Source organism: Methanosarcina vacuolata Z-761 (assembly GCF_000969905.1).
Taxonomy (GTDB): Archaea; Halobacteriota; Methanosarcinia; order Methanosarcinales; family Methanosarcinaceae; genus Methanosarcina; species Methanosarcina vacuolata.
In genome coordinates, this window is sequence record NZ_CP009520.1 from 2,578,121 (window position 1) to 2,600,826 (window position 22,706).

The following is a 22,706-nucleotide window of genomic DNA, read 5'->3' on the forward strand; positions in this document are numbered from 1 at the left end:
CTTCCATTGTTAGAATTGCTATTCAGTTCTTATTGTCCAGTTTCACTTCTGGATTTGCTGGTCCTCGTGGCGGCAGTAATGTAAACCGTAGCCAGGATACTGAATATATAGGCCTGCACCATACCAACGAGCAGACCAAGTGCTATCATGAGATCCGGAAAGATGAACGGTGTGATGGTAAGCAAAATGGCAACGATCATCGAGCCGCTCATAATATTGCCGAACAGACGGATTGCAAGAGCTAACGTGCGGGAGATTTCACTTATAATATTAAATGGCAGCATGATTATTGTCGGCTCTGTGTACGTCTTAAGGTAGTTACCAACTCCCTGTTCTTCGATACCGAAAAGTGGCACGGCTACAAACACACATAATGCAAGAGCAGCCGTAGTAGAGAGAGATCCTGTTGGCGGTTCATAGCCTGGAATTATGATGCAGAGATTGGCTACGGCGATTAACAGGAAGACCGTGCCCAAAAAGCCTAGATACTTTCTTGGCTGGTCCAGGCCAACGTCCTCAATTTGTTCCAGGATGCCTGTGACAATAATTTCCAGAATATTTTGCCAGCGGGAACGTTCCAGACCAGTAGAGAGTTTGCTGGTAATGATTTTTGAACCAACTACCATTACCAGCATAAGTCCCCAGGTGTATACAATCGTGGCATTGAGTTTGATAAAGCCGTACTGCCAGAAAATCAGCTCATCAGGGCTAAGTCGCATTACTGGCCTCCTTTGTCAATTGGTTTGAGTCTTCATCTGGCAGTCTGGTAAGCCTGACTATTATATGGCGCATAACAAAAAACCCAAACAGGCATGTTAGCAATCTCTCCCAATGGCTATCCGAGACGAAGTAGAGTCCAGCTATGACAATGCTGGTCCGTATCAACAGGCTGCCGAGGAACCAGAACGCGGGCTTTCTGGATGAAAGTCCCTTCCGAACCGTCCACCAGAGCCCGCCGAAGAAAACAGCTCCGAGCAGAAAACCAGCTATCAGAGACAAGACAAGATTCAATATTTCATTCATTGTAATCCTCCTGTTCCTCCTGCATTTTCTGGCGCTCTTTGGTTACCCAGTGCCATGCATTCAAGCAGCCGATAAAAAGGCCGATGATCAGCATCGTGAGTGTCCAGGAAAAGCTTTCTGGATAGTGTTTATCTAACCAGAGCCCGATTGCAGCCCCAATTAAAGTTGGAATTGCTACCGACCAGCCTATGAGTCCCATCATGCCTAAACCAAGCCAGATAGTCCTGTCCACATGACGTTGCGCCCTGAGTTTGCGTTCAGCTTTTGTCCCAACCTGACGGGCCAGAGGTGATTCATCCTCCAAAGGTTTCTCTGATAGTTTGTCAGACATTTCGAAACTCCGCTAAGCGGCGTATAAGCCCGGTTTCCAATTTTACCATTACCGAACGAATTTTTTGCTCGTTTTCATCTAAAGTCAAAAACTCTTTCTCTACAGCCTCTTGTAATTGGCTTAAGTCTGTCCCGAAAATGGCATCACGTACAGAGACAAGTACATCCTGACCGGTCTTGATGAGTACGCCTTCATCGACTGCCACATAAATCTCGCCCTCGGATTCGGTTTCGTATGTTAGAATTCCAGGCTCCAGAGCCGCGACACAATCGAGTCGGTGTGGCAAGAGCCCAAATGAGCCCTCGCGGCCCTCTGCGACTATGCGTGATACGCCTTTTTTTTCGGCAAAGACCTGGAAAGGCAGAAGAATCGTAAGATTAATAAGTCTTGAATTTATGATTCCTGCGTTCATGAGTTCTGAATTCATGATTTTTCCCGGCTTGATTTTTTGGCTATTGCTTCGTCAATTGTTCCGATCATGTAAAGGTCGCCTTCAGGGTAGTCTTTGAATTCATCACGCAAGATACGTTCGCAGCCGTCGAGCGCATCTGAAAGACTGACGGATTTGCCTTTAATACCTGTGAACTGTTCAGTGGTGAAAAACGGCTGCGTCAGGAAACGTTCCAGGCGGCGAGCGCGGGCTACCACATTGCGGTCCTCAGGCGATAGCTGCTCCAGGCCAAGCATTGAGATAATATCCTTGAGTTCTGAGTATTGCGCAAGCGTCTGCCTGATTTCCTGGGCCAGGCGATAATGCCTTTCACCAATAATGCCAGGTGTGGCCATTTTGGAGTTTGACTGCAAAGGGTCAATAGCCGGATAAAGCCCCTCGCTTGCTCTCTTGCGAGAAAGGACAATTGATGCCGAGAGATGTGAGAATGTATGCACAGCCGAAGGGTCAGTGAAATCATCAGCAGGCACATACACAGCCTGAATCGACATTATGGCTCCGGCATCGGTGGTAGATATGCGCTCTTCTAACTCGGATAATTCAGTTCCCAATGTCGGCTGATATCCAAGGCGTGAAGGCATCTGCCCCATCAAGCCGGATACTTCGGAACCGGCCTGAATAAACCTGAAAATATTATCGGCTCTTCGTTGTTTTGTGTGGATATTCTCATAATATTCTCATGAAAACCAATGCAGTCTTGAGTTGAAAATTATCTTATCCATACAGAATAGCGAAGAGCCATATTATCTATAAGCAGCAGCACATCCCGGTGTTCGTCGTCCCTGAAGTACTCTGCCATTGTCAGCGCCGTATGCCCTACACGAAAACGGGCGCCTGGTGGCTCGTTCATCTGGCCGAATACCATAACCGTATTCGGAAGCACACCCGCGTCTTTCATATCACGATAAAGTTCTTCCCCTTCTCGACAACGCTCGCCTATTCCACAAAATATGCTCACTCCCTGGTGTTGTTTGACTACGTTATGAATCATCTCGGTTAGCAATACTGTCTTTCCAACGCCCGCTCCTCCGAATAAGCCCGCTTTACCTCCGCGTTCAAGAGGTACCAGCACATCTATAGCTTTGATTCCAGTCTCGAAGATTTCAGACGTGGTGGATCGACGCATCAGCGGTGGCGGAGTCTGATGGATTGAGCGCCACTGGATATCAGACAGAGGTTGCCTGCGGTCTATGGTATTTCCAAACACATCAAACATTCGCGAAAGGATTTCCCTACCAACAGGCGCTTTCAAAGGCCCACCCGTATCTTCCACTGCCATGCCTCGAGCAAGACCTTCGGTAGGTGTCAGAGCAATTCCGCGGACACGATGAGCGTCAAGCTGGGTCAAAACCTCTATGGCAATCTGGCTTTCCTTTCTTGCGCGTAGCAGCGTATATACAGGTGGCAGGTGCTTCTCGAACAATACATCTACAATGCTGCCGCGCACCGAGATGACCGTCCCGAGATTCAAGGGCCTTCTATTTGCCAATTTAACAGCTCCCCCAAGCTTGCATCATATTCAGTTTTGGAGTTCCCTTTTCCTGAGACCTGGGTCATAAGAACTAAGAATGTAATGAAAACTCCGACTGCCTCATTCACAAAGTCCACAGTGATCAGGAAACGCTAAAGAAAACATGGAATTGAATCGATTTTCAATTATTGTTTTTATAATGAAATCATTACAGTGTCTTCATAGTGTCTTTACAGTGTCATTACAGTGCCTTATATACCCCATTTTTATATACCCCATTTTACCAGGAATTTTTTATTACTTTGTTTCCCTTTTTCCATAAAGAAATATATCATTTCAATATATTAATTTGACTCTAATATCTTTTTTATATTTCTCGCGAAATATAAGATGGTCTCTCTTTATTCGATTTATGTTTTTGGCTCTTCTTCATTTCATAGGGGTAGTTTGAAATATAACTTTCCTGATTTTAGATAAATCATAGTAATAAAATACTTGGTGTTTCGATACCCTCTTGCATTTCTGTTTATCAACTGTACAATACTGTTAATACCTTCCACAACTCCGTTAGTGACCCTGGAATCAAAGTAGTTTAGAATTCCATCCCAATGACTTTTAATGGTTTTAGCAACCTCAATTATTGCCTTTAATCTGCTATGAGTTGCCCAAAAATACCATTTTTCGCGAGCCCATGGAACTTTTATTTAGAGAACTCCACAATTACTACAACTTATTCCTGGAATTCTACAGTGTAAATATGCAGAATATTGAAAGTAGTTAATGTGCCGTAACACTTTTTCCTTAGTATCATAAGCTGAGCAGTTTGGTTTCACACTTAGGACAGGGAAATTTGGGACCACGTTTAAAATCAAGCCAAATATTAAGTTTTTCAGATGTTAAATCAAATTCAGTATTGGTTATTTGCCAAGGTTCTTTGACATTCAAAAGTATTTCAAATGCTTTTTCAGAAATGGGATATCAAACTCATGCAGTTATCTGTACTAAATAATATGATACTTGTTTATATAATAGTTTCAGTATAATAACTTGCATATATTAATCAACAAAGAGTCATTTTATCTTTATCTCCTTTTTTCTGATTTTCGCTCCCTTTTTCTGTCTTCCTCTCCTTTTTTCTGTCTTTCTCTCTTTTTTTCTGCCTTCGTTTCCTTTTTTCTGCCTTTATCGTCTTTTTCCTTTCCTACTTGTTTTTCAGGCATAACCTCTCGGAAAAGGGTCTGTAAGCTCTAGAATTTAGGAATCTGTCTTATAGTTTCTTTAATTGATAAGATATCTCGGAAAAGCATTTATCTGACTTTACCTATAACTCTGTGTTCCAGGATACCAGATACAGACTTAAGTCAAGACATTCGAAGAAAGCCTGCTAAAGCAATATCTTGGATTATGTGTAGGAGAGTTTTCGACAAACTGGCCAAGATTATAGAAAAAGTTATAATCTCGGGATACACTTTAAATTTATGCCTACACTCTAGACTTATGTAATCCCCTGTCCAGAATTACGATATCCGGCTAAATTTAAATTTTCGGTGATTTAGGCTATATATCAATTTGGATAGAATAGGATTAAACGGAATTGGATGAAATGGTAAAGCAAAAATCTCAGTAAATGGTTACGTAACTATGGAATAAAATTTTTTTTGGAGACAGAAATTTCTGACCAACAGTTGATTTTTATCATTGGGCTGGCATTAACTTTTGCACATTAATAAGTATAAAAATAAATGAGTTAAATTATATTTAGAAAATTAGAAAATAATAGGATTAAAAAGGATTGGATAAAATGGTTAAAGCAAAAATCGCAGTAAATGGTTATGGAACCATAGGAAAAAGAGTTGCAGATGCCGTTAGGGCTCAGGATGACATGGAAGTTGTCGGAATTTCCAAAACAAAGCCGAACTATGAGGCTGCAGTGGCTCATCAGCTAGGATATGACATATATGCCCCAGCTGCAAATCTCGGAGCTTTTGAGAAAGCCGGGATGCCTGCAGCCGGCACAATTGAAGAAATGGTCGAAAAGGCTGACCTGGTTGTAGACTGTACGCCCGGAGGAATCGGTGAAGGAAACAAGCCTCTGTATGAAAAAGCCGGGGTAAAGGCAATCTGGCAGGGCGGCGAAGATCATTCACTTGCAGGTTTCTCATTTAACGCGATTTGCAATTACGAGCAGGCTGTGGGCCGCGACCTGGTCAGGGTAGTCTCATGCAATACTACAGCTCTTTGCAGGGCCATTTACCCGATAGACAAAGAACTGGGGGTAAAAAAGGTCAGGGTAGTTCTTGCAAGGAGGGCAACCGATCCTAATGATGTAAAGAAAGGGCCAATTAATGCAATCGTACCCGACCCAATCAAGCTTCCGTCCCACCACGGGCCTGATGTAAAAAGTGTGCTTCCACAGATTAATATTACAAGTGCAGCTCTGAAGATCCCAACAACTCTGATGCACGTGCACACCGTGAATATGGAAGTTGAGAAGGACTGCACTGTAGATGATGTTAAAAACATCTTTGGTTCCCAGCCAAGAATCCGTTTCGTGGGACTGGGTATGTCGTCTACAGCAGAAATTATAGAATTTGCCAGGGATATGAAGCGCCCCAGAAATGATATGTGGGAGAACTGCATCTGGCCTGAATCAATAACTGTAGAGGACAAGGAGCTTTATTTCTTCCAGGCTGTCCATCAGGAATCTATTGTAGTTCCGGAAAACGTGGATGCTATAAGGGCCATGATGGAACTTGAAAGCGACGGTGCAAAGTCAATTGAAAAGACAAATAAGGCTATTGGCCTGAATAAAAAGTAATAAAAATAAGGTGCCGGAATCTAAGTTTATATAGACTCCGGCTTTGACTGTTTCTGGATATTCAACCTGAATATCTGGAACTGGATTTCTTGGACCCAGAAATTCCATACATAAATTATATATTTTGCATTGTATCTCTTACTACCTCAAAGACCGAAAATTCGAAATCCTTATCTTTTGAATGAAGAAAATAAGATTTGGAACTTTTAATTGGAAAAAATGGCTAAGACATGAATTCAACAAATTCAGGATTTTTGAAATTATCTCGAGAGGCTTTTAAAGCCGCATCAGATTCTATCTGTGATCTTGCAGGTACTGATGCTGCAGGCAGTTTTGTTTGTATGGGAGCCGATGGTACTCCGACTACCAGAATAGACCTTGCAGCAGAGGACGCTATCGTTGAAGTCCTTAAAGAAGACGGCAGGTCCATGAGAATTATCAGTGAAGAGCTTGGCGAACTTATTTTAGGGGATTCACCTGAGTTTTCTGTTGTTCTAGACCCGCTTGATGGGACATATAATTCCGCAGTAGGAATTCCATTTTATAGTGTTTCTCTAGCCGTTTCTTCTCATGACCTTTCAGACCTCAGGTTCGGGTATGTGAGTAACCTTGCATTACGCGAGGAATACTACGCAGAAGCTGGAAAAGGGGCTTACCTTAACGGAAAAAAAATAAAAGCTTCCGTTAACTCGGATCTGATGAAATTGTGCGTCAGTGTTTATGGTTACCGGCAAAATATAGAAAGAACCCGAAAGATATACAGTAGCGTCAGGAGGGTGAGGTTATTCGGGAGTGTAGCTCTCGAGTTGTGTTATGTAGCCTCAGGCCGACTTGATGCTTTTGTTGACGTCCGAAATGCTTTGCGTGTGACTGACGTGGCTGCAGGGCAGTTGATTCTGGCCGAAGCGGGCGGGCTTGTTACAGACGGATACGGAAACTCTTTAAGACTTCCTGATAATGTTACTTCAAGAGTGGAAATGATTGCGTCCAACGGACACGTGCATGAAAAGCTTTTAGAATTACTCTTCGGAGGATAAGTTGGCGATAAAGAAAATAGGGATATCTGCTCGCTGCGACAGGCCTGAAGTAATTGAAAAGGTAAGGGAGATTCTTGCCCATTTCAGCTCAAAGGTCCAAATTTTTGTCGCCACTCCTACGGCTGAGGTACTCGGAATGGAAGGTACTCCGATTGAAAGAATGAGGGGAGAAGGAGTGGAACTTATTATTAGCGTAGGAGGGGACGGTACAGTCCTCCGGAATATTGCCAAAATGAAAGACCCTCTTCCTATACTCGGAATCAATATGGGTACTCTTGGTTTTCTTGTAGATGTTGAGCCAGAACATGCTCTTGAAACTATAGAGGAAGTGCTTTACGGTTTTTCCTACAGCGACAGAATGCGAGTCGATGTTTTTCTTAATGGGGAAATGCTTGAGACTGCAACGAATGAGATTGCAATAATGTCTGCAAAGCCTGCGAAGATCATTCAGTTTGAGGTTTATGTCGAAGATTGCCTTCTTGACTCTATGCGTGCGGATGGTGTGGTTTTTGCAACCCCTACAGGCTCTACTGCCTATGCAATGAGCGCAGGCGGCCCTATCATCAGTCCAAGGGTAAGCGCTATTGTGGTTGTCCCTGTAGCTCCTTTTAAACTCTCTTCAAGGCCCTGGGTTATCCCGTCAGACAGCGAAATCACTATAAGGTTGTCGGCTCCAAAAAAAGAGGCGGTTATTGCAATTGACGGGCAGAAGTCCTACAGGATCAAGCCCGATGATGTCGTCAAACTTAAGAAGTCCAGATTTCCTGCACGCTTTGTAAGGATTTCAGATACCTGTTTTTATGAAAGGGTCCAGAGAAAACTTACCTGAGAGCAAGCCTTTGATTGAGAGCGGGCCTTTACTTGAGAGCAAGCTTTTAATTGAGAGCAAGCTTTTGATTGAGAACGAGCCTTTTTACTTATTACTCAAAGAGCAGGTCTTTACTTACGAGTCTGAGAAAACCTTTACTTGTTAACTTGAGAGAGCCTTGATTTAGTATTGAGAAAAGTCTTTACATATTCCCAGAGGAAAACCTTTACTTATAGTTTAAGTTTTCCCATCAGGTTGAGTACTTTTCTCTGACCTGTAAATCTCTCAATTTTTCCATGCGACTTTTAACTAAAAATCTACTGATATAACCTAACCTATAGTCCCGAGGCTAAATAATGCAACTGCCCAATGAGGTACAATGAAGTTTTTTGTTGCAACAATTACAGGTATGACTATAATTTGCCAAACTTGAGCTCGTTTTTATCCTGTTTTTCGAGAAGCCGTTGCCGGAAATTCTATTCCTCCAAGGAAAACATTTATACATATGCAGGTAAAGCTATGCTTAATTTTTACGAGATACAGGATTTTCTGACTTTTAGGGACGTTTGAGTCCCAGTACCTCTTTATTCAGCCTTTGAGTTATTTCTCAGATAAATCATCTATATATCATTAAAAATAATTAAAAATATTCCTCCCAGTAATTAAAAATATTCCTCATAATAATTAAAAATCACAGGAAGTAGTAGTAATGCCAGAGAGCGAGCAGTATTCTAGAAACAAACTTATGGATTTTATCGAATATCGCCCCCTTGATATCGAAATCTGTGACGTGACCCTGCGCGATGGGGAACAGACTCCAGGAGTTGTGTTCACAAAGGAACAGAAGCTGGCAATGGCCACTGAGCTTGATTCTATTGGTGTAGAGGTTATAGAAGCCGGATTTCCGGTAGTTTCCGCAAACGAAAAGGAAACCGTTAAGGAAATTGCAAATCAGGGCTTTAATTCAAGGATATGCTGTCTCTCAAGAGCAGTAAAAGGGGACGTGGATGCTGCACTTGAATGTGATGTCGATATTGTGAGTATTTTTATTGCAATGTCGGATATGCACCTCAAATACAAGTACCATCGAAGCCTTGAGGAGATGCTTGGCTGTGCCAAGGAAACCATTGAATACGCTACCGATCACGGGTTAAAAGTACGTTTTGCAGCCGAAGACGCTAGCCGGACCCCTATCGACCGCTTAAAACAGGCTTTTAAGGAAGTAGAAAAAGAGTATAAAGTGCAGTACGTAAGCCTTGCAGATACGATTGGTATCCTTAACCCTACAACGACACACTACCTTGTTAGCGAAATTTTCAAGGAAGTTAATACCTCAATCTGTATCCACTGCCATGACGACCTCGGAATGGCTACCGCAAATACCCTTGCAGCCGCCGAAGCTGGTGCAAAACAACTCCATACCACAGTTAATGCAATCGGTGAAAGAGCAGGAAACGCTTCCCTTGAAGAAGTGATGGTCGCCCTCAGGGTACAGTACGGTATTGACCGCTATGACACCACAAAGCTGACCAACCTTTCTAAAATGGTCTCGGAATATTCAGGTATTACACCCTCGGTAAATAAAGCCGTTGTCGGGCAAAATGCCTTTACCCACGAGTCCGGAATCCACGTTGCCGCGATTCTTGAAGAACCGCGCACCTACGAACTCTTCCTCCCGGAAATGGTCGGCGGGAAGCGCAACCTTGTCGTAGGAAAGCACACCGGCACAAAAGCCCTAAAAGGCATTATTAACAGCATAGGCTTATGCCTTGAGCGGGAGGAACTTTGCGCCCTGATCGAGAAAGTCAAGGTCTGCACCGAAGAAAAGCATAAAAGCATCTCACGGGACCAACTTGAAAGGTTGATTACTCAGGTCAGGCAGGAAAAAGAGACAACAGAAAAGGGAGAGGAGAAGTTTTCTATTTGAAAACTCTGAATATTTCACATAGATTCATTTGCTTTTTTCATCATTTAAATCTTGTTTCATTTATTTTTTGATTTTCATTTATTTTTCGATTTTCAGTTATTTTCGGGTAAGTCGGGAGGATTATTCTTCCTTTCTTCCCCAGGAACCGTACTTGAAAATTTCACTTCATACATCCTTATAATTCCACCCATTACAGGATTATGGAGGTGAGCTACTGGTCCGGGACCAAAAAATATTATATCGAAAAATTAGCGTGACCAGCGCCGTTCCCGACGCCTCTGCGTATGTAGAAAGAGCCGGAAAACTCTACAGCACAGCCGTTCCTCAAGAAATCGATTATCCTGTTTACAGCGTTTCGAAAGAAAATGGTTTGGTGACTGTTACGCTGAGCAATGCGAGAGATCAGTATGTTAAATACTGGGCTTATTTCAAAACGGTTGACAGATTTGTTTTTGATAAGGAGAGCGGGGAGTATGTGGTTTATGCGAGTGAGCAGGAGGAAAGAGAGAAGAGGCTGGAGGAGAATTGGTTTGGGTAAAAAACTCTAATCTATAGGTCATCGTATATTCATATTCTTCTTTGTCTTTCATTTCTTAATAATTTCAGTTTTTCTTCTTTTAACTTCCGTTTGATTGCTTTGCCACATCTGTTACTTATTTCCAATTTGATTATTCTAACCACTCTGCATACTTACTTACTTGTTTCTTTAATTAAATTGGCTTGCTCGTAGTATTTATCTGCTTTCTTAACTTCTCCAAGTTGGTAGTAGGCAGAACCTAAGTTTCGAAGATTTTCTCTTTCTATAGACTTGTCACCTAGTTCTCTTGAAATATATAATGCTTGTAAGTAATATTCAATCGCTTTCTTTGGATCACCTAAGAGTGTGTAGATGAAACCAAAGTTTTCAAGGCTTTCTCCCTCGATTTTTCTGTCACATACTTCTTTCGAAATTAATATTGCTTGATTTCCGTATTCGATTGCTTTTTCTATGTTACGAGACATTACATAGGCAAAACATAATTTTTCAAGTAATCTTGCTTCCATATGTTTATTTTCAATTGTCTTTACAATTTGTAATGTCTTTTTATAATATATAATCGATTTTTTCTCTTCATTCAGATGAAGATAATTATCCCCAAGTTTTTCGAGCAGTTTCTCTATTTTTTCGTCACCTAAAAATTTTAAAATTACTACTAGTGCCTGTTCATAGTATTCAACTGCTTTTTTTACATCTCCAAAATCACTGTAAGCATTTCCTAGATTTATTAGTTGGTTCTCTTCAAGGCGTCTATCTTCAATTTTTCTTGCAATATATAGTGATTTTTTGTGATATTCAATTGCTTTTTCCACTTTTCCGAGACTTCTGTGAATACTTCCCATGTTTCCAAGTATAAGTCCTTCGGCAGGGACATCTCCTAATTCTTTTGCAATTAATATAGCCTGCTCGTTATATTTTTCTGCTTTTTTGAACTCTTTGAGAGAATAATATACATTACCAATATTTTCAAGCTGATGCTCTTCTATACGTCGATTCCCAATATCCCTTGCAATTCTTAGTGCTTGTTCATAAAATTCAATCGATTGTCTTAGTTTACCAATACATCTATAGGCACTTCCAAGATTTCCAAGTAAGTTTCCTTCTCCTTCTTTGTTCTTCAAGTCTTTTGCAATTTGTAATGCTTGCTCAAAATATTCAATTGACTTCTCAAATTTAGAAAGATCTCTGTAGGAAATCCCAAGATTGCAAAGGAGACTTCCTTCACTATTTCTATTCCCGATATTTCTTGAAAGTTCCAATGCGAGTTCGTAATATTCAATCGCTTTTTTTGTCTCTCCTATCTGGTTATAAGCAATTCCAAGATTTCCAAGAACAAAAATATGACTTTCTATGTTTAATAGCGGCTTATCTTTGAGGGGATTGTTGGGTAATAGTTTTGTATAAAGTTCAATAAGTGTTCTAGGACTACCCCATAAATCCAATAAATGATGAAGATTACTATTAACAATAATTTCTATACACTGGTTATATTCTTCTGCCATACATGCATGATAATGGGCTTCAATTAAAGATTGTACGTCCTCTTTTTTTGCAGGTTTGGCTGGTAAGGAAAAGGAAAGGTAGTATTTGCAGGCAAGTTTGTGGCACTCTAGTTTTTCTGATAGCTGGGTTCCTGCATACCTGCATATCAATGACTCTTCCCAATAATAACCATTTTCAGTTTTCTGTATAAGAGATTTATGAGCCAATTTCAATGCAACTTTCTTTATCCTGCGTTCGGTCCACTTCGGATGATTTGCTACTATTTCGATGGCCTTTGTGGGAGCAGGTTGTCGGAAAATAGATATATACTGCAGAAGTTCGCGTTCATCTTCAGATAGCCTTCTATAAATTTTAGCCAAAATATTCTCTGCTACTTCTCCCTCTTCACCAATCCATAGAGAACCATCATTCAGGAGAGTAGAAAGCGTATCTGCCTCTTCTCTCACAAGTTGAGCCAGAAGAATAAGAGCAAGTGGATGACCATCGGACAGTTTTATGGCTTTCTTTAACTCAGTTTCCGATTCATTAAGAAGTCCCTCGTGTCTTAATAGAAGAATTCCAGCCGACGTATCCAGTCCTCTAATTTGATATGAAAAAGGTCTGATTCCACGTTCGCTTGCAAGAGAATCCCAGCTTGTAAACAGAATCTTGCTTCTAATACAACTTTCCTTTGCTGATTCTATCAGCTCAGAGAAGCCGACTTTTGACTCCAAAGGTTTGTTCGTTTGGGGATCAAGTATAACCTCAAAATTATCCAGAACCAGAAGATAAGAAGCTTCGTTTAATTCATTAAATAGAAGGTTTATTTGATCTAAGATCTTGTAGCGTTCTAGGTCTTTCACAGGTTTGCCAATAACAGTAAAAAAGCTACCTATAATTTCACTTATATCAGTAGTTTCATCCACTTTTCGCCAATATATCCCAGCAAATTTTCCACTTTCTCCCATTCTGTCAACGAACATGCTTGCCAGAGTAGATTTGCCGGTTCCGCGAAGACCCGTAATAACGAGTGCACTATTATCTTCTAAATAATTCTCAATTTTCTCAAGCTCTGTTTCTCTTCCGAATACTCTTTTCGGATCAATAATAAGTCTGGCTCCTTGAGTGTAAATCCATGAATATCCCTGTTTAGTTGAGCCATCAGGATAGACAAAAGTACAGTTAGTATACTGTATCTGCGATATATTACTGCCTATGGCGCTTTGACCGGAGATATTCCCCTGTGTAAAATTTCCACCCACGTCTATTATTGGAACCGAAGGCTCATCTGCTTCCATGTGATAAACCTCTAATTAAAAGAATATTCTTATAAAGCCGTAATCAGAGCGTTATACCGAGTAAAGTAGCTGCTATCTTTATCGAGCCACAGATTTCTGATATGTTTTTTACTGTCTTCCCGGCGTCTTTAAGAGTTTCAATGATATTTTCAACCCTTGATTTGATATTTTGTAATTTTGGCTCTTCTTTTCCGGCTTCTTTGATAGCAGCACTCATATCACCTTTGATGATATCTTGGTCTTCGGAAGAAAGATCCAGATTAGAGAGTTCTTTCTGTAAATCAAGGAGACTTTTCTTAAGGTTCTCAATATCGGTAGGTGATGGAGATTGAACTTGGGATATATTTGTACCAATTGCAAATTGCCCACTAATATCACCAATATGTACATCCCCACCGGCATTTATTCCGTAGCCTTTATCCCCCACGTTCTTGGAACCATTTTCTTCGTACATTCAAAACCTCTCTTATATTTGAATGATTTATGCCGTCACAAGTTCGGGTATTTTTTTATGAACCACATTAATAAATAGTGTAGAAATTAGAACGTCTTTGATATAGAGATTTCGAATTAGTTTAAAAGTAGACATGTACGTATCCCTCAATTTATTATCATAGCTTCATAATTCTAATCTCCAAAAAAAACCAAGAATCATTTTGGAAATTTCGCACTTCGCCGCCTGCTTCTCAGTCGTATGGTACCCCGTTTTAAGATTCCTCGAAATTCTTCTAACCGGCCCTGAATTCAGAAAGTCTTCAAAATTGTACTTACCGGCGTAGTTCACTCAAAAAAGCGATTCAAAAAACCCGCCCCGAAAAATAAGTCCGTCGCCCGGCTCCCCTCCGGAAAAAAAGCCCGCTGCCGGAAATTTCCATAAACGTTTTTACTCCTGTGGAATCTCATTGATTTTTGTCAGAAATAATTGGCCCTGAATAAAAAATCCGCAAAAAAACAGGTTGAGGAGTAGTAACTTTGACTGAAACTTCGAGTAAAACAGATGAACAGCTATAACAAAAAAATGGAAAGTGGGTGGCAAAATAATGCCATTTCATTACTCTACTATAACAAACCTTTGTTGCATAGGAGTAGGTTCCAATATATCCAGCGGCTGAGAGAACTTTACACTATGGAAAATAATTGGACCGTTCCCGCTTTCGACTGCAACAAACTTGAAATTGCTGGTTCCACCTTTTCCCGGTATAGTGGGCTCATCAGGTACATACGTTGACTCTACAAAGTAAACACAACTTGGCATCTCTGACAGTAAGCAGTTATAGCCGGTCGAAGAAGGGTTCGAGGGGATTGAAATTTCGAATATTTCTCCAACTGCCGCATTTATCGGGGGTAATACTTCTAATTCTTGCATTCTTTAATTCCTCCTTTATATCAACTCCCTCACCATTTTTCAGGTAATATTGTGTGTGAAAATACTTTACACAATTTATCTAAAATGGTTGAGTTATAAGCTAAAATGTAGTTTAAGTATATACAACTTTTTAACATTATATATTAATATAGAAGAAAAATTTTTTATTTCATCACAACAAATATACATAAATCCAGTATAGATGATAATTAATATGGATCTTACAGGATTTTTCTCCATTAATCTCTGTTCGTTCTATGGACTTTCTATTGACTCAGCTCTTACAGAACCTGTTTTTAAGAATCAACAAAACTTAAATAGTCCCTGAACAACAAAAAATCGTAACATTAACCGGCAATCAGAAAACATTTACTCTTTTTAATCACTAAATTACAGCTTAGAGTTTATTTATAAACACTTATAAAACGCCAGCGAGGTCTATATAAGTAAACTTTTAGATTCGCAGCATAAGGTTCTGAAGATAATGAATAAACACACCTTCCGGTACTCAATCCCTCAAAAAAATCGATTCAAAAAACCCGCCCCGAAAATAAGTCCGTCGCCCGGCTCCCCTCCGGAAAAAAGCCCGCCGCCGGAAAGAAATCCCTAAAAAGTCTTGACTCCGGCAACAGTTTGAGTGAAGAATTATTTTTCTTCACCCGTATTCGTTATTCACTCTTTTTCAATTTCTTCTGCTTCATCCTCTTCTGCTTCATCCCCTTCTGCTTCATCCTCTTCTACTTCATCCTCTTCTACTTCATCCTCTTCTACTTCATCCTCTTCGGTTTCCCCGGTTTCTTCAGCTTCGTCGGCAGCTTCAAGGTCTTCCAATTCGTCAAACTCATCTAGACCTTCAGATTCGCCTTCCGGAGCTTCGGCTTCCTCTTCTGCTCCAGTTGCTTCTGCGGCTTCTTTATCATTAAAGGCTGTGAGTTTAAGGTTCTTTTCGGCTTTTCCGTTCTGGATCCTGGCTATACCTGCGACTGTGTCGCCGGGTTTTAGATTCATAATTCTTACACCCTGGGTGTTTCTGCCCTGGATCGAGATCTCTTTAGCAGGAATGCGGATAATGATGCCGTCGGCACTGGTGAAGATAAGTTCATCGTCATCGGCTACGGATCGGACTCTTGAGACAGGGCCATTCCTCTCGTTGGTAATGATTGTTATCACGCCTTTTCCACCGCGGCGGTGCGCAGGGTACTGGGAGTACTCGGTTCTCTTGCCAAAGCCGTTTTCGGTCACCGTCAGGAGGGTTGTTGTTTCGTCAACAAGGTCCAGGCTGACAACCTCGTCGTCCGGGCCTTCAAGAGTCATACCCCGGACACCTCTTGCAGTTCGGCCCATCGGGCGGACATCTTCTTCATAGAAGCGGATAGCTTTGCCTTTCTTTGAAACCATCAGGACTTCTTTTTTGCCATTGGTAAGGAGAACTCTTACAAGCTCGTCATCTTCGTCAAGGGTGACTGCAATTATGCCTGCTTTTCTCGGGTTCTTGAATTCCGAGAGAGGAGTCTTTTTAATGGTACCTGCCCTTGTTGCCATAAGCAGGTAGTGGTTTTTGTCAAATTCCTTGACCGGGATCATTGCATTGATTGTTTCGCCTTCCTTAAGCTCCAGAAGGTTTACTATGGCTTTGCCTCTGGACTGACGGGAGCCTTCAGGGATCTCATATACTTTTTCCCAGTAGAGCCTGCCAAGGTTTGTGAAGAAAAGGATATAGTTATGGGTTGAGGAAATGAAGAGATTTTCCACGAAGTCTTCTTCTTTCATTTCCATGCCGATTATACCCCTGCCTCCGCGGCGCTGCATAGTGTAAGTCTTGAGTGGGATGCGCTTTATGTAGCCTCCATTGGTAATCGTGACAACAACTTCCTCTTCATGAATCAGATCCTCATCTCTAACTTCAGAAGCAGCCTGCACGATCTTTGTCCTGCGAGCATCCCCATACTTATCCTTGAGCTCCAGAAGTTCATTCCTGATTATTTCGTACTTGAGCTCATCGTTCTCAAGGATTTTTCTGAGTTCACCTATCAGCTTTACAAGCCCTTCAAGCTCCTCAAGCACCTTCTGGGTTTCAAGTCCTGTCAGGCGCTGCAGGCGCATATCAAGGATAGCTTTGGACTGGACCTCGTCAAGGGAAAAATTCTCCATTAAACCCTGCTTTGCTTCATCAGCATTTGCCGAGCCTTTTATCAGAGCGACAACCTCATCGATATTATCCAGGGCGATCTTGAGCCCGTCAAGGATATGGGCTCTCTCCTCGCTCTTCTTGAGGTCATAAAGGGTACGCTTCTGGATAATTTCCACCCTGTATTCAAGATAGATCTCAAGAAGTTCCTTCAGGTTCAGCTCTTTTGGTTTTCCGCCAACAAGAGCCAGATTGATTACCCCGAAAGTAGTCTCCATTTGAGTATGCTTATAAAGCTGGTTTAAAACAACCTTTGGATTCGTGCCTCGAGAAAGCTCGATAACTACCCTGATTCCTTCCCTGTCAGACTCGTCACGAAGGTCGGAAATTCCCATGATTACCTTTTCCCGAACTAGCTGGGCAATATTTTCAATCATCCTGGCTTTGTTTACCTGGTAAGGAAGTTCGGTTACGATAATTTGCTGTCTGTCTTTTTTTAACTCCTGAATCTCGGCAACGGCCCTAATCTTTAAAGAACCCCTTCCGGTCATATAAGCCGATTTTATGCCTGCTGTCCCAAGAATATGAGCACTTGTAGGAAAATCCGGCCCTTTGATTACAGTCATGAGCTCAGGAATTGTGACGTCAGGATTTTCAATAAGCATGAAAATGCCGTCGATGACCTCTCCGATGTTATGAGGGGCCATGTTTGTTGCCATTCCTACTGCAATACCTGTGGACCCATTGACAAGAAGGTTCGGAAGTTTTGCAGGGAGGACTTCGGGCTCTTCTATTGACCCGTCGTAATTTGGCATGAAGGGGACTGTTTCCTTGTCGATGTCTACCAGCATCTCTTCTGCGATTTTGTCCATACGGACTTCAGTGTAACGCATGGCAGCAGCCGCGTCCCCATCTATTGACCCGAAATTTCCCTGCCCATCAATTAAAGGGTAACGAAGAGAGAAATCCTGGACCATACGCACAATAGTGTCGTAGACCGCAGTATCTCCGTGAGGGTGATATTTACCGAGCACGTCTCCTACCACACGGGCTGACTTCTTGTAAGGTTTGTCATGCGTAATCCCTGCCTCTTTCATGGCAAAAAGGACCCTGCGGTGAACTGGCTTTAGGCCGTCTCGGGCATCGGGAAGTGCCCTTCCAACGATTACACTCATTGCATAGTTAATGTAAGAGCGTTTCATCTCATTTTCGATGAGGATGGTAGTAACCCCACTCCTTTCTGGCTCCAGACCTTCGTCTTCGGGATCATCTGAAGCAGGGTCGGATACGTTTAATTCCAGTTTTTTGCCTGGATCTTCTTGTGTAAGGGCGGCCGAACCGTCCTCATTTTCCGGCTCTCCATCTTTATCTTCGGGGATAAGGGTAGACTGATAAGATTTTTTCAATTCATCTTCAGATTTATTCTCGTCTTCATATTTTGCCATTTTTAGCCACCTCAGATGTCCAGGTTTACGACCTCTTTTGCATGCGCTTCTATGAAGTTCCGGCGTGGCTCAACCTCATCTCCCATGAGGATTCTGAATATCTCATCAGCCCGAATCGCATCTTCCAGGGTCACCTGTAAAAGAGTCCGGCTCTCAGGTTTCATGGTGGTTTCCCAGAGCTGTTCAGGGTTCATTTCTCCAAGCCCTTTATAACGCTGGATTCCAAGTCCTTTTTCCCCGAGTTCTTTCTTCTTTGCTTCCAGTTCCCTGTCAGAGTGTATGTAGTACTCAGCTTTGCCTTTCTTTATGCGGTAGAGAGGAGGCTGGGCAATGTATACGTATCCCTCGTCAATAAGAGGCCTCATATAGCGGAAGAACAGTGTGAGAAGAAGAGTCCTGATGTGTTCTCCATCCACATCAGCATCAGTCATGATAATGACCTTATGGTAACGGGCACTTTCCAGGTTGAAGTCCTCGCTGACTCCTGTTCCAATGGCAGTGATTAGGGAAATGATCTCCTCGTTTTTCAGGATCTTTGCAAGTCTGGATTTTTCCACGTTCAGGATCTTGCCTCTGAGAGGTAAAATAGCCTGAAAACTCCTGTCTCTACCCTGTTTTGCCGAACCGCCTGCCGAATTACCTTCCACAATGTAAATCTCACAGGCTGCAGGATTCTTTTCCGAGCAGTCCGCAAGTTTTCCTGGAAGAGTGCTTACTTCGAGAGCATTTTTTCTCCGGGTCAGTTCTCTTGCTTTTTTTGCAGCTTCTCTGGCTTTCTGGGCAAGAAGGGCTTTTTCAAGAATAACATTTGCAACCTTGGGATTTTCCTCGAAGTATTCCGCAAGCCCGTCAGTTACAAGGGAGTCCACAATTCCTTTGACATCACTATTTCCAAGCTTTGTCTTGGTCTGCCCCTCAAACTGGGGTTCCATTAGTTTGACACTGATGATTGCAGTCAGTCCTTCCCTTACATCATCGCCTGTGAGCTTTATGTCTTCTTTGGAAAGCTTGTTAGCTTTAATATAGTCATTTGCAACCCTTGTCAGTGCGGTCTTGAAACCGATTATGTGAGTTCCGCCTTCGTGGGTATTGATGTTGTTTGCAAAGGAGTACACGTTTTCTGTATAGCTGCTTGTGTACTGCATTGCAATTTCTACTACCATGTCGTCCCTTTGCCGCTCAAAATAAATCGGGTCGTGAAGAGGCTGTTTCTTATTGTTCAGATACTTCACGAACTCCACTATTCCCCCTTCGTAGGTGAAAATCTCAGCCTGCCCTTCTGGGGTTCTTAAATCCTTGAGGCTGATAATAAGGCCCCGGTTCAGGAAAGCCAGTTCTCTTAAACGGTTTGAAAGGATCTCGTAATCGAAATCAAGTGTCTCAAAAATTTTCTCATCGGGTTTAAAAGTAGTTTTTGTGCCTGTAGTTTCTGAAGTTCCGATTTCCTGAACGTCAGCCTCAGGCTTTCCACGGGAATAGCGCTGGAAATACTTCTTGCCTTCTCTTGACACTTCAACTTCCAGCCATTCCGAAAGTGCATTTACAACAGAAACCCCTACTCCATGCAGTCCCCCTGAAACCTTATAGGTGTTCTTGTCGAACTTCCCTCCTGCATGCAGAACAGTCATTACAACTTCAAGAGCTGATTTTTTGTGAAATGGATGGAGGTCGATAGGTATACCTCTTCCATTATCCAGGACTGTCACACTCCCGTCCGGGTTGATTGTAACATTTACCCTGGTACAGAAGCCTGCAAGAGCTTCATCAATACTATTGTCTACTACTTCATAGACTAGGTGGTGGAGCCCGCGACCATCCGTGCTCCCTATATACATGCTGGGACGCTTCCGGACAGCCTCCAGGCCTTCCAGCACCTGGATGTGCGAAGCATCGTAAACCTGTTTATCACTCATCTTAGTTGATTCTCCATAAAAATCTAGTAGAGTTATCTAAATCACGTAACATTACATTTTTTTAAAAAATTCGCGGGGAAACTTTTGTCAAAATAGATCTTAGAATTCGTATCAATCCAATAAGACTACAGTTTTTATTTACTGCTTTTTATATATTAATATTATCTTTTCTACCACGAACCAAATTCAATATGCGCTCATACATTTTAAGCCTTTAGATTCCCTGAAAATTACACAAGATTTTTCAGTATCAATCCTCTCAAAACAGCTAATTTTTAGCATAATTTTATGCCCAAATATGCGCTTTTCATACTAATTTTTTAATACGTCTTTAGTTTAAATTAATATTTGCTGTTTCGCTCGCAAAAATTCTTGTCTCAAAAGGATTTAGAGTAAGAGTCGCGGCATTTACACTGTTAATCAGCAGATTTTTACATATATAGTTACAAAATCTTTTTAGGCATCACAATTAGTAATTTCCGGATAAAAAAGCCAACCCTGAATAAATCCGATTCTCGCGGCATACTTATTGAATCTCATGCTGTACAACAAACCCTATAGGATTTACTCACAGTTTACTTTAAATCCAAATATCTATACAGTAACTTAAAATGTATTTATATAAACTTAACCAGCTTCAGGTTCTATAACAACAGAAAATGACCACAAAAAAGCCAGAATAGCACAGCATAACTACTAGAGCGTGTCTTAAAATTAAATTTGAGTTTACAATTGGGATAGGACTTGCACACTTGAATTGAGAAGCATTAATATTAAGCCGTTAAATGTCTAAAATATAATTTTAATCAATAATGCTTATTGAATTTGGTTTTATACCTCTAGTGCGTAAGTCCGATAGGATTACAGATTATCTTTAGGTCAATCTGTACCTGAATTGCTGAAAAAATTTACGGTATAAATTTTAAAGTTAACATTGTCCATTATCCAAATGTATGAATGATTTGAATTTTAAGACAGCCTCTAAGTTATGTAGCCATCATCTTTCCTTTCACTATAAGCCAACCAGTCACGATCACTCATTTGATGAACCAAATAAAGTTCCTAGTCCACTGAATCTATCTTTTTTTTCAATGTTTATTTTGTATACTATTGGATGCGTATTGCGATCGTAAGATTTGCGTTCGGTAGTATCCCACTTAATATTGTAATCTTTTTTTATCCGCTCCCTAGCTCTTCTGGCTATATTGTTGAAAGATAAAAATATTAACGGTTCGTCTTTCGATTTTATTCTTCTACCAAAAAATTTGTTCAGCAACTCTACACTATCATGCGCAAAATTTTCTTTAGAGATAATGTATTTTACAACCTCGTTGACAGTTGGAAGAGTTGTGTTCATGTTTTCTTGCTTACAAGTCTTCGTTTCTGGCATATTGATATTTGTATCTGAGTTAATTTCCTTGACAAGCTGAGATTTGGAAATTTCCGCCAGTGATGAAAGAATCTTTGCGAGAAATTCAGGGTCGTCTTCTTCTAAATATATTGGTCCTAATCCTTCGAGATGTAACTTTACTTTTGTCATAATACGAAATTCCTTCGAGGTGTAATTTTACTTTTATCATAATCAGAAATAGGCGTTTTAACATCATACGTATTTCGTAAAATACGAGAAATTTGGTAATTAGTATTGGTTATGGTTGGATTGCAGCTGAGATTTGGAAATTTCCGCCAGCGATGAAAGAATCTTTGCGAGAGACTCAGGATTGTTTTCTTCTAAATATATTGGTCCTAATCCTTCGAGATGTAACTTTACTTTTGTCATAATACGAAATAGGCGTTTTCGTAATATAAATATTTCGCCAAATTCGAGAAATTTGGTATTGGTATGGTTATTGCTTGGATGTTATTAATCTCTCGTTTCGTGGATATATACAAAAATAGAACTTATTTATCAATTTGCTTAAGTCTTATCCCTAAGACTGTCTGAATATTCCTTTTCACTTGCTTAAAGATTTGATACGAGCCTTGCAGTATTATAACCGCGTACTCCTGGTGTTTCTGTGGTTTTAACCAACTAGCTATCTAAAATTGCTGCACTAAGCTCTGGTTCTCTCCCATTTGCAATTCTCAGTTCTGTTCTCAGTGCAACGTTTACACGCTATCAAATTCCATCAAGCCGCCAAAAACGGAAATAGCGGTAACAGTTTTCCAATGAAGAAATTCATGTGGTAACATTCACCATGCACAACCCGAACGTAGTAAATAAAAGATGGCGTTTAATATCTTTCGATAGGAATGAATGCGTTTTCTGTCTCTATTGGTTCTGCAACTCGGAATATGAGGCTTAATTTTTCTCATTTTTAATTGGAGAAATCACTAGGATAAGGAATTCTTTTATTTTGAGCTGGCACTAACGAACAATCTGGTTACAGAAATATTTAATTTTAAAACAGCCTCTTAGATCCACAACTGCGAAAGAACGAAAAAAAGGTATCTGTACCTTTACTCAGTATTTTTTCAAGCCGTAACAACTTATATCACTATCTTATAAACTAGTTCGCCTGACCACAACCTTTGCGCTGCAACTGTTGCGCCAGTTGATCACGCCGACCACGTTGCTGCTTGGTTTTTCGGTCAAGCCTTTTTTGAAACCTAAGTTCCGCATTTTTAGGCGCATAAATGTCTCCTGATATCGGAGTATGCGCTTAAATT

General features: G+C 41.1%; 18 protein-coding genes and 2 pseudogenes. 5 read left to right on the top strand and 15 right to left on the bottom strand.

Going from position 1 to position 22,706, the window contains the following annotated elements; genetic code table 11:
* Positions 1 to 29: 29 nt before the first annotated feature.
* From MSVAZ_RS10680 to MSVAZ_RS20350, 8 genes and pseudogenes are all read right to left on the bottom strand, one after another.
* Positions 30 to 719 carry a F0F1 ATP synthase subunit A gene (locus MSVAZ_RS10680; RefSeq protein WP_048120840.1) on the bottom strand — a complete coding sequence of 230 codons (690 nt, stop codon included), beginning with the start codon at positions 717 to 719 and terminating at the stop codon, positions 30 to 32.
* On the bottom strand, positions 709 to 1,023 hold the full coding sequence (locus tag MSVAZ_RS10685; RefSeq protein WP_048120841.1) for an N-ATPase subunit AtpR: 315 nt from the start codon (positions 1,021 to 1,023) through the stop codon (positions 709 to 711). The genes MSVAZ_RS10680 and MSVAZ_RS10685 overlap by 11 nt, the downstream gene beginning before the upstream one ends.
* Positions 1,016 to 1,354, bottom strand: coding sequence for an AtpZ/AtpI family protein (locus MSVAZ_RS10690; RefSeq protein WP_048120843.1), 339 nt, complete (start codon positions 1,352 to 1,354; stop codon positions 1,016 to 1,018). Before MSVAZ_RS10690 ends, MSVAZ_RS10685 begins: the two co-directional genes overlap by 8 nt.
* Positions 1,347 to 1,781 (bottom strand): F0F1 ATP synthase subunit epsilon, encoded by a 435-nt coding sequence (locus tag MSVAZ_RS10695; RefSeq protein ID WP_232316064.1) that lies wholly within the window; start codon positions 1,779 to 1,781, stop codon positions 1,347 to 1,349. Before MSVAZ_RS10695 ends, MSVAZ_RS10690 begins: the two co-directional genes overlap by 8 nt.
* Positions 1,778 to 2,467, bottom strand: coding sequence for an ATP synthase beta subunit C-terminal domain-containing protein (locus tag MSVAZ_RS10700; protein ID WP_332310047.1), 690 nt, complete (start codon positions 2,465 to 2,467; stop codon positions 1,778 to 1,780). Before MSVAZ_RS10700 ends, MSVAZ_RS10695 begins: the two co-directional genes overlap by 4 nt.
* A 47-nt stretch (positions 2,468 to 2,514) precedes the next feature.
* Positions 2,515 to 3,294, bottom strand: a complete 780-nt coding sequence (locus MSVAZ_RS10705; protein ID WP_269746769.1) for a hypothetical protein — start codon at positions 3,292 to 3,294, stop codon at positions 2,515 to 2,517.
* Positions 3,295 to 3,710: 416 nt separating this feature from the next.
* Positions 3,711 to 4,248 (bottom strand): annotated as a pseudogene (locus MSVAZ_RS19555) (transposase).
* Between the two features lie 110 nt (positions 4,249 to 4,358).
* Complete coding sequence (locus tag MSVAZ_RS20350; RefSeq protein ID WP_157206070.1) at positions 4,359 to 4,496, bottom strand: hypothetical protein; 138 nt, start codon at positions 4,494 to 4,496, stop codon at positions 4,359 to 4,361.
* A 581-nt stretch (positions 4,497 to 5,077) separates the two neighbouring features.
* Between MSVAZ_RS20350 and MSVAZ_RS10710 the strand changes: the two genes are divergently transcribed.
* From MSVAZ_RS10710 to MSVAZ_RS10730, 5 genes are all read left to right on the top strand, one after another.
* A complete protein-coding gene (locus tag MSVAZ_RS10710) occupies positions 5,078 to 6,094 on the top strand; it encodes a type II glyceraldehyde-3-phosphate dehydrogenase (protein ID WP_048120845.1) in 1,017 nt (338 codons plus the stop codon).
* A 230-nt stretch (positions 6,095 to 6,324) separates the two neighbouring features.
* On the top strand, positions 6,325 to 7,131 hold the full coding sequence (locus MSVAZ_RS10715) for a bifunctional fructose-bisphosphatase/inositol-phosphate phosphatase (protein WP_048120849.1): 807 nt from the start codon (positions 6,325 to 6,327) through the stop codon (positions 7,129 to 7,131).
* Position 7,132: 1 nt separating this feature from the next.
* Positions 7,133 to 7,960 carry an NAD(+)/NADH kinase gene (locus MSVAZ_RS10720; protein ID WP_048120851.1) on the top strand — a complete coding sequence of 276 codons (828 nt, stop codon included), beginning with the start codon at positions 7,133 to 7,135 and terminating at the stop codon, positions 7,958 to 7,960.
* Between the two features lie 688 nt (positions 7,961 to 8,648).
* On the top strand, positions 8,649 to 9,866 hold the full coding sequence (locus MSVAZ_RS10725) for a homocitrate synthase family protein (protein WP_048120853.1): 1,218 nt from the start codon (positions 8,649 to 8,651) through the stop codon (positions 9,864 to 9,866).
* A 253-nt stretch (positions 9,867 to 10,119) separates the two neighbouring features.
* The gene (locus tag MSVAZ_RS10730; RefSeq protein ID WP_052727952.1) at positions 10,120 to 10,404 is read left to right on the top strand and encodes a hypothetical protein; all 285 of its coding nucleotides are present in this window, start codon (positions 10,120 to 10,122) and stop codon (positions 10,402 to 10,404) included.
* 152 nt (positions 10,405 to 10,556) lie between these two features.
* Here MSVAZ_RS10730 and MSVAZ_RS18895 read toward each other — a convergent pair whose 3' ends face one another.
* The 7 genes and pseudogenes from MSVAZ_RS18895 to MSVAZ_RS21260 all read right to left on the bottom strand — a co-directional run.
* Complete coding sequence (locus MSVAZ_RS18895) at positions 10,557 to 13,184, bottom strand: tetratricopeptide repeat protein (RefSeq protein WP_052727953.1); 2,628 nt, start codon at positions 13,182 to 13,184, stop codon at positions 10,557 to 10,559.
* 43 nt (positions 13,185 to 13,227) lie between these two features.
* Entirely contained in the window at positions 13,228 to 13,638 is a 411-nt protein-coding gene (locus MSVAZ_RS10740; RefSeq protein ID WP_048120855.1) for a hypothetical protein, read from the bottom strand.
* 597 nt (positions 13,639 to 14,235) lie between these two features.
* Complete coding sequence (locus MSVAZ_RS10745) at positions 14,236 to 14,550, bottom strand: protease inhibitor I42 family protein (protein WP_048120859.1); 315 nt, start codon at positions 14,548 to 14,550, stop codon at positions 14,236 to 14,238.
* A gap of 672 nt (positions 14,551 to 15,222) precedes the next feature.
* A complete protein-coding gene (gyrA, locus tag MSVAZ_RS10750) occupies positions 15,223 to 18,123 on the bottom strand; it encodes a DNA gyrase subunit A (protein WP_048120861.1) in 2,901 nt (966 codons plus the stop codon).
* 11 nt (positions 18,124 to 18,134) lie between these two features.
* The gene (gene gyrB / locus MSVAZ_RS10755; protein ID WP_048120864.1) at positions 18,135 to 20,036 is read right to left on the bottom strand and encodes a DNA topoisomerase (ATP-hydrolyzing) subunit B; all 1,902 of its coding nucleotides are present in this window, start codon (positions 20,034 to 20,036) and stop codon (positions 18,135 to 18,137) included.
* 1,033 nt (positions 20,037 to 21,069) lie between these two features.
* On the bottom strand, positions 21,070 to 21,576 hold the full coding sequence (locus MSVAZ_RS10760) for a hypothetical protein (protein ID WP_048120866.1): 507 nt from the start codon (positions 21,574 to 21,576) through the stop codon (positions 21,070 to 21,072).
* A gap of 495 nt (positions 21,577 to 22,071) precedes the next feature.
* Positions 22,072 to 22,405 (bottom strand): annotated as a pseudogene (locus MSVAZ_RS21260) (transposase); the annotation flags it as partial.
* Between the last annotated feature and the right edge of the window lie 301 nt (positions 22,406 to 22,706).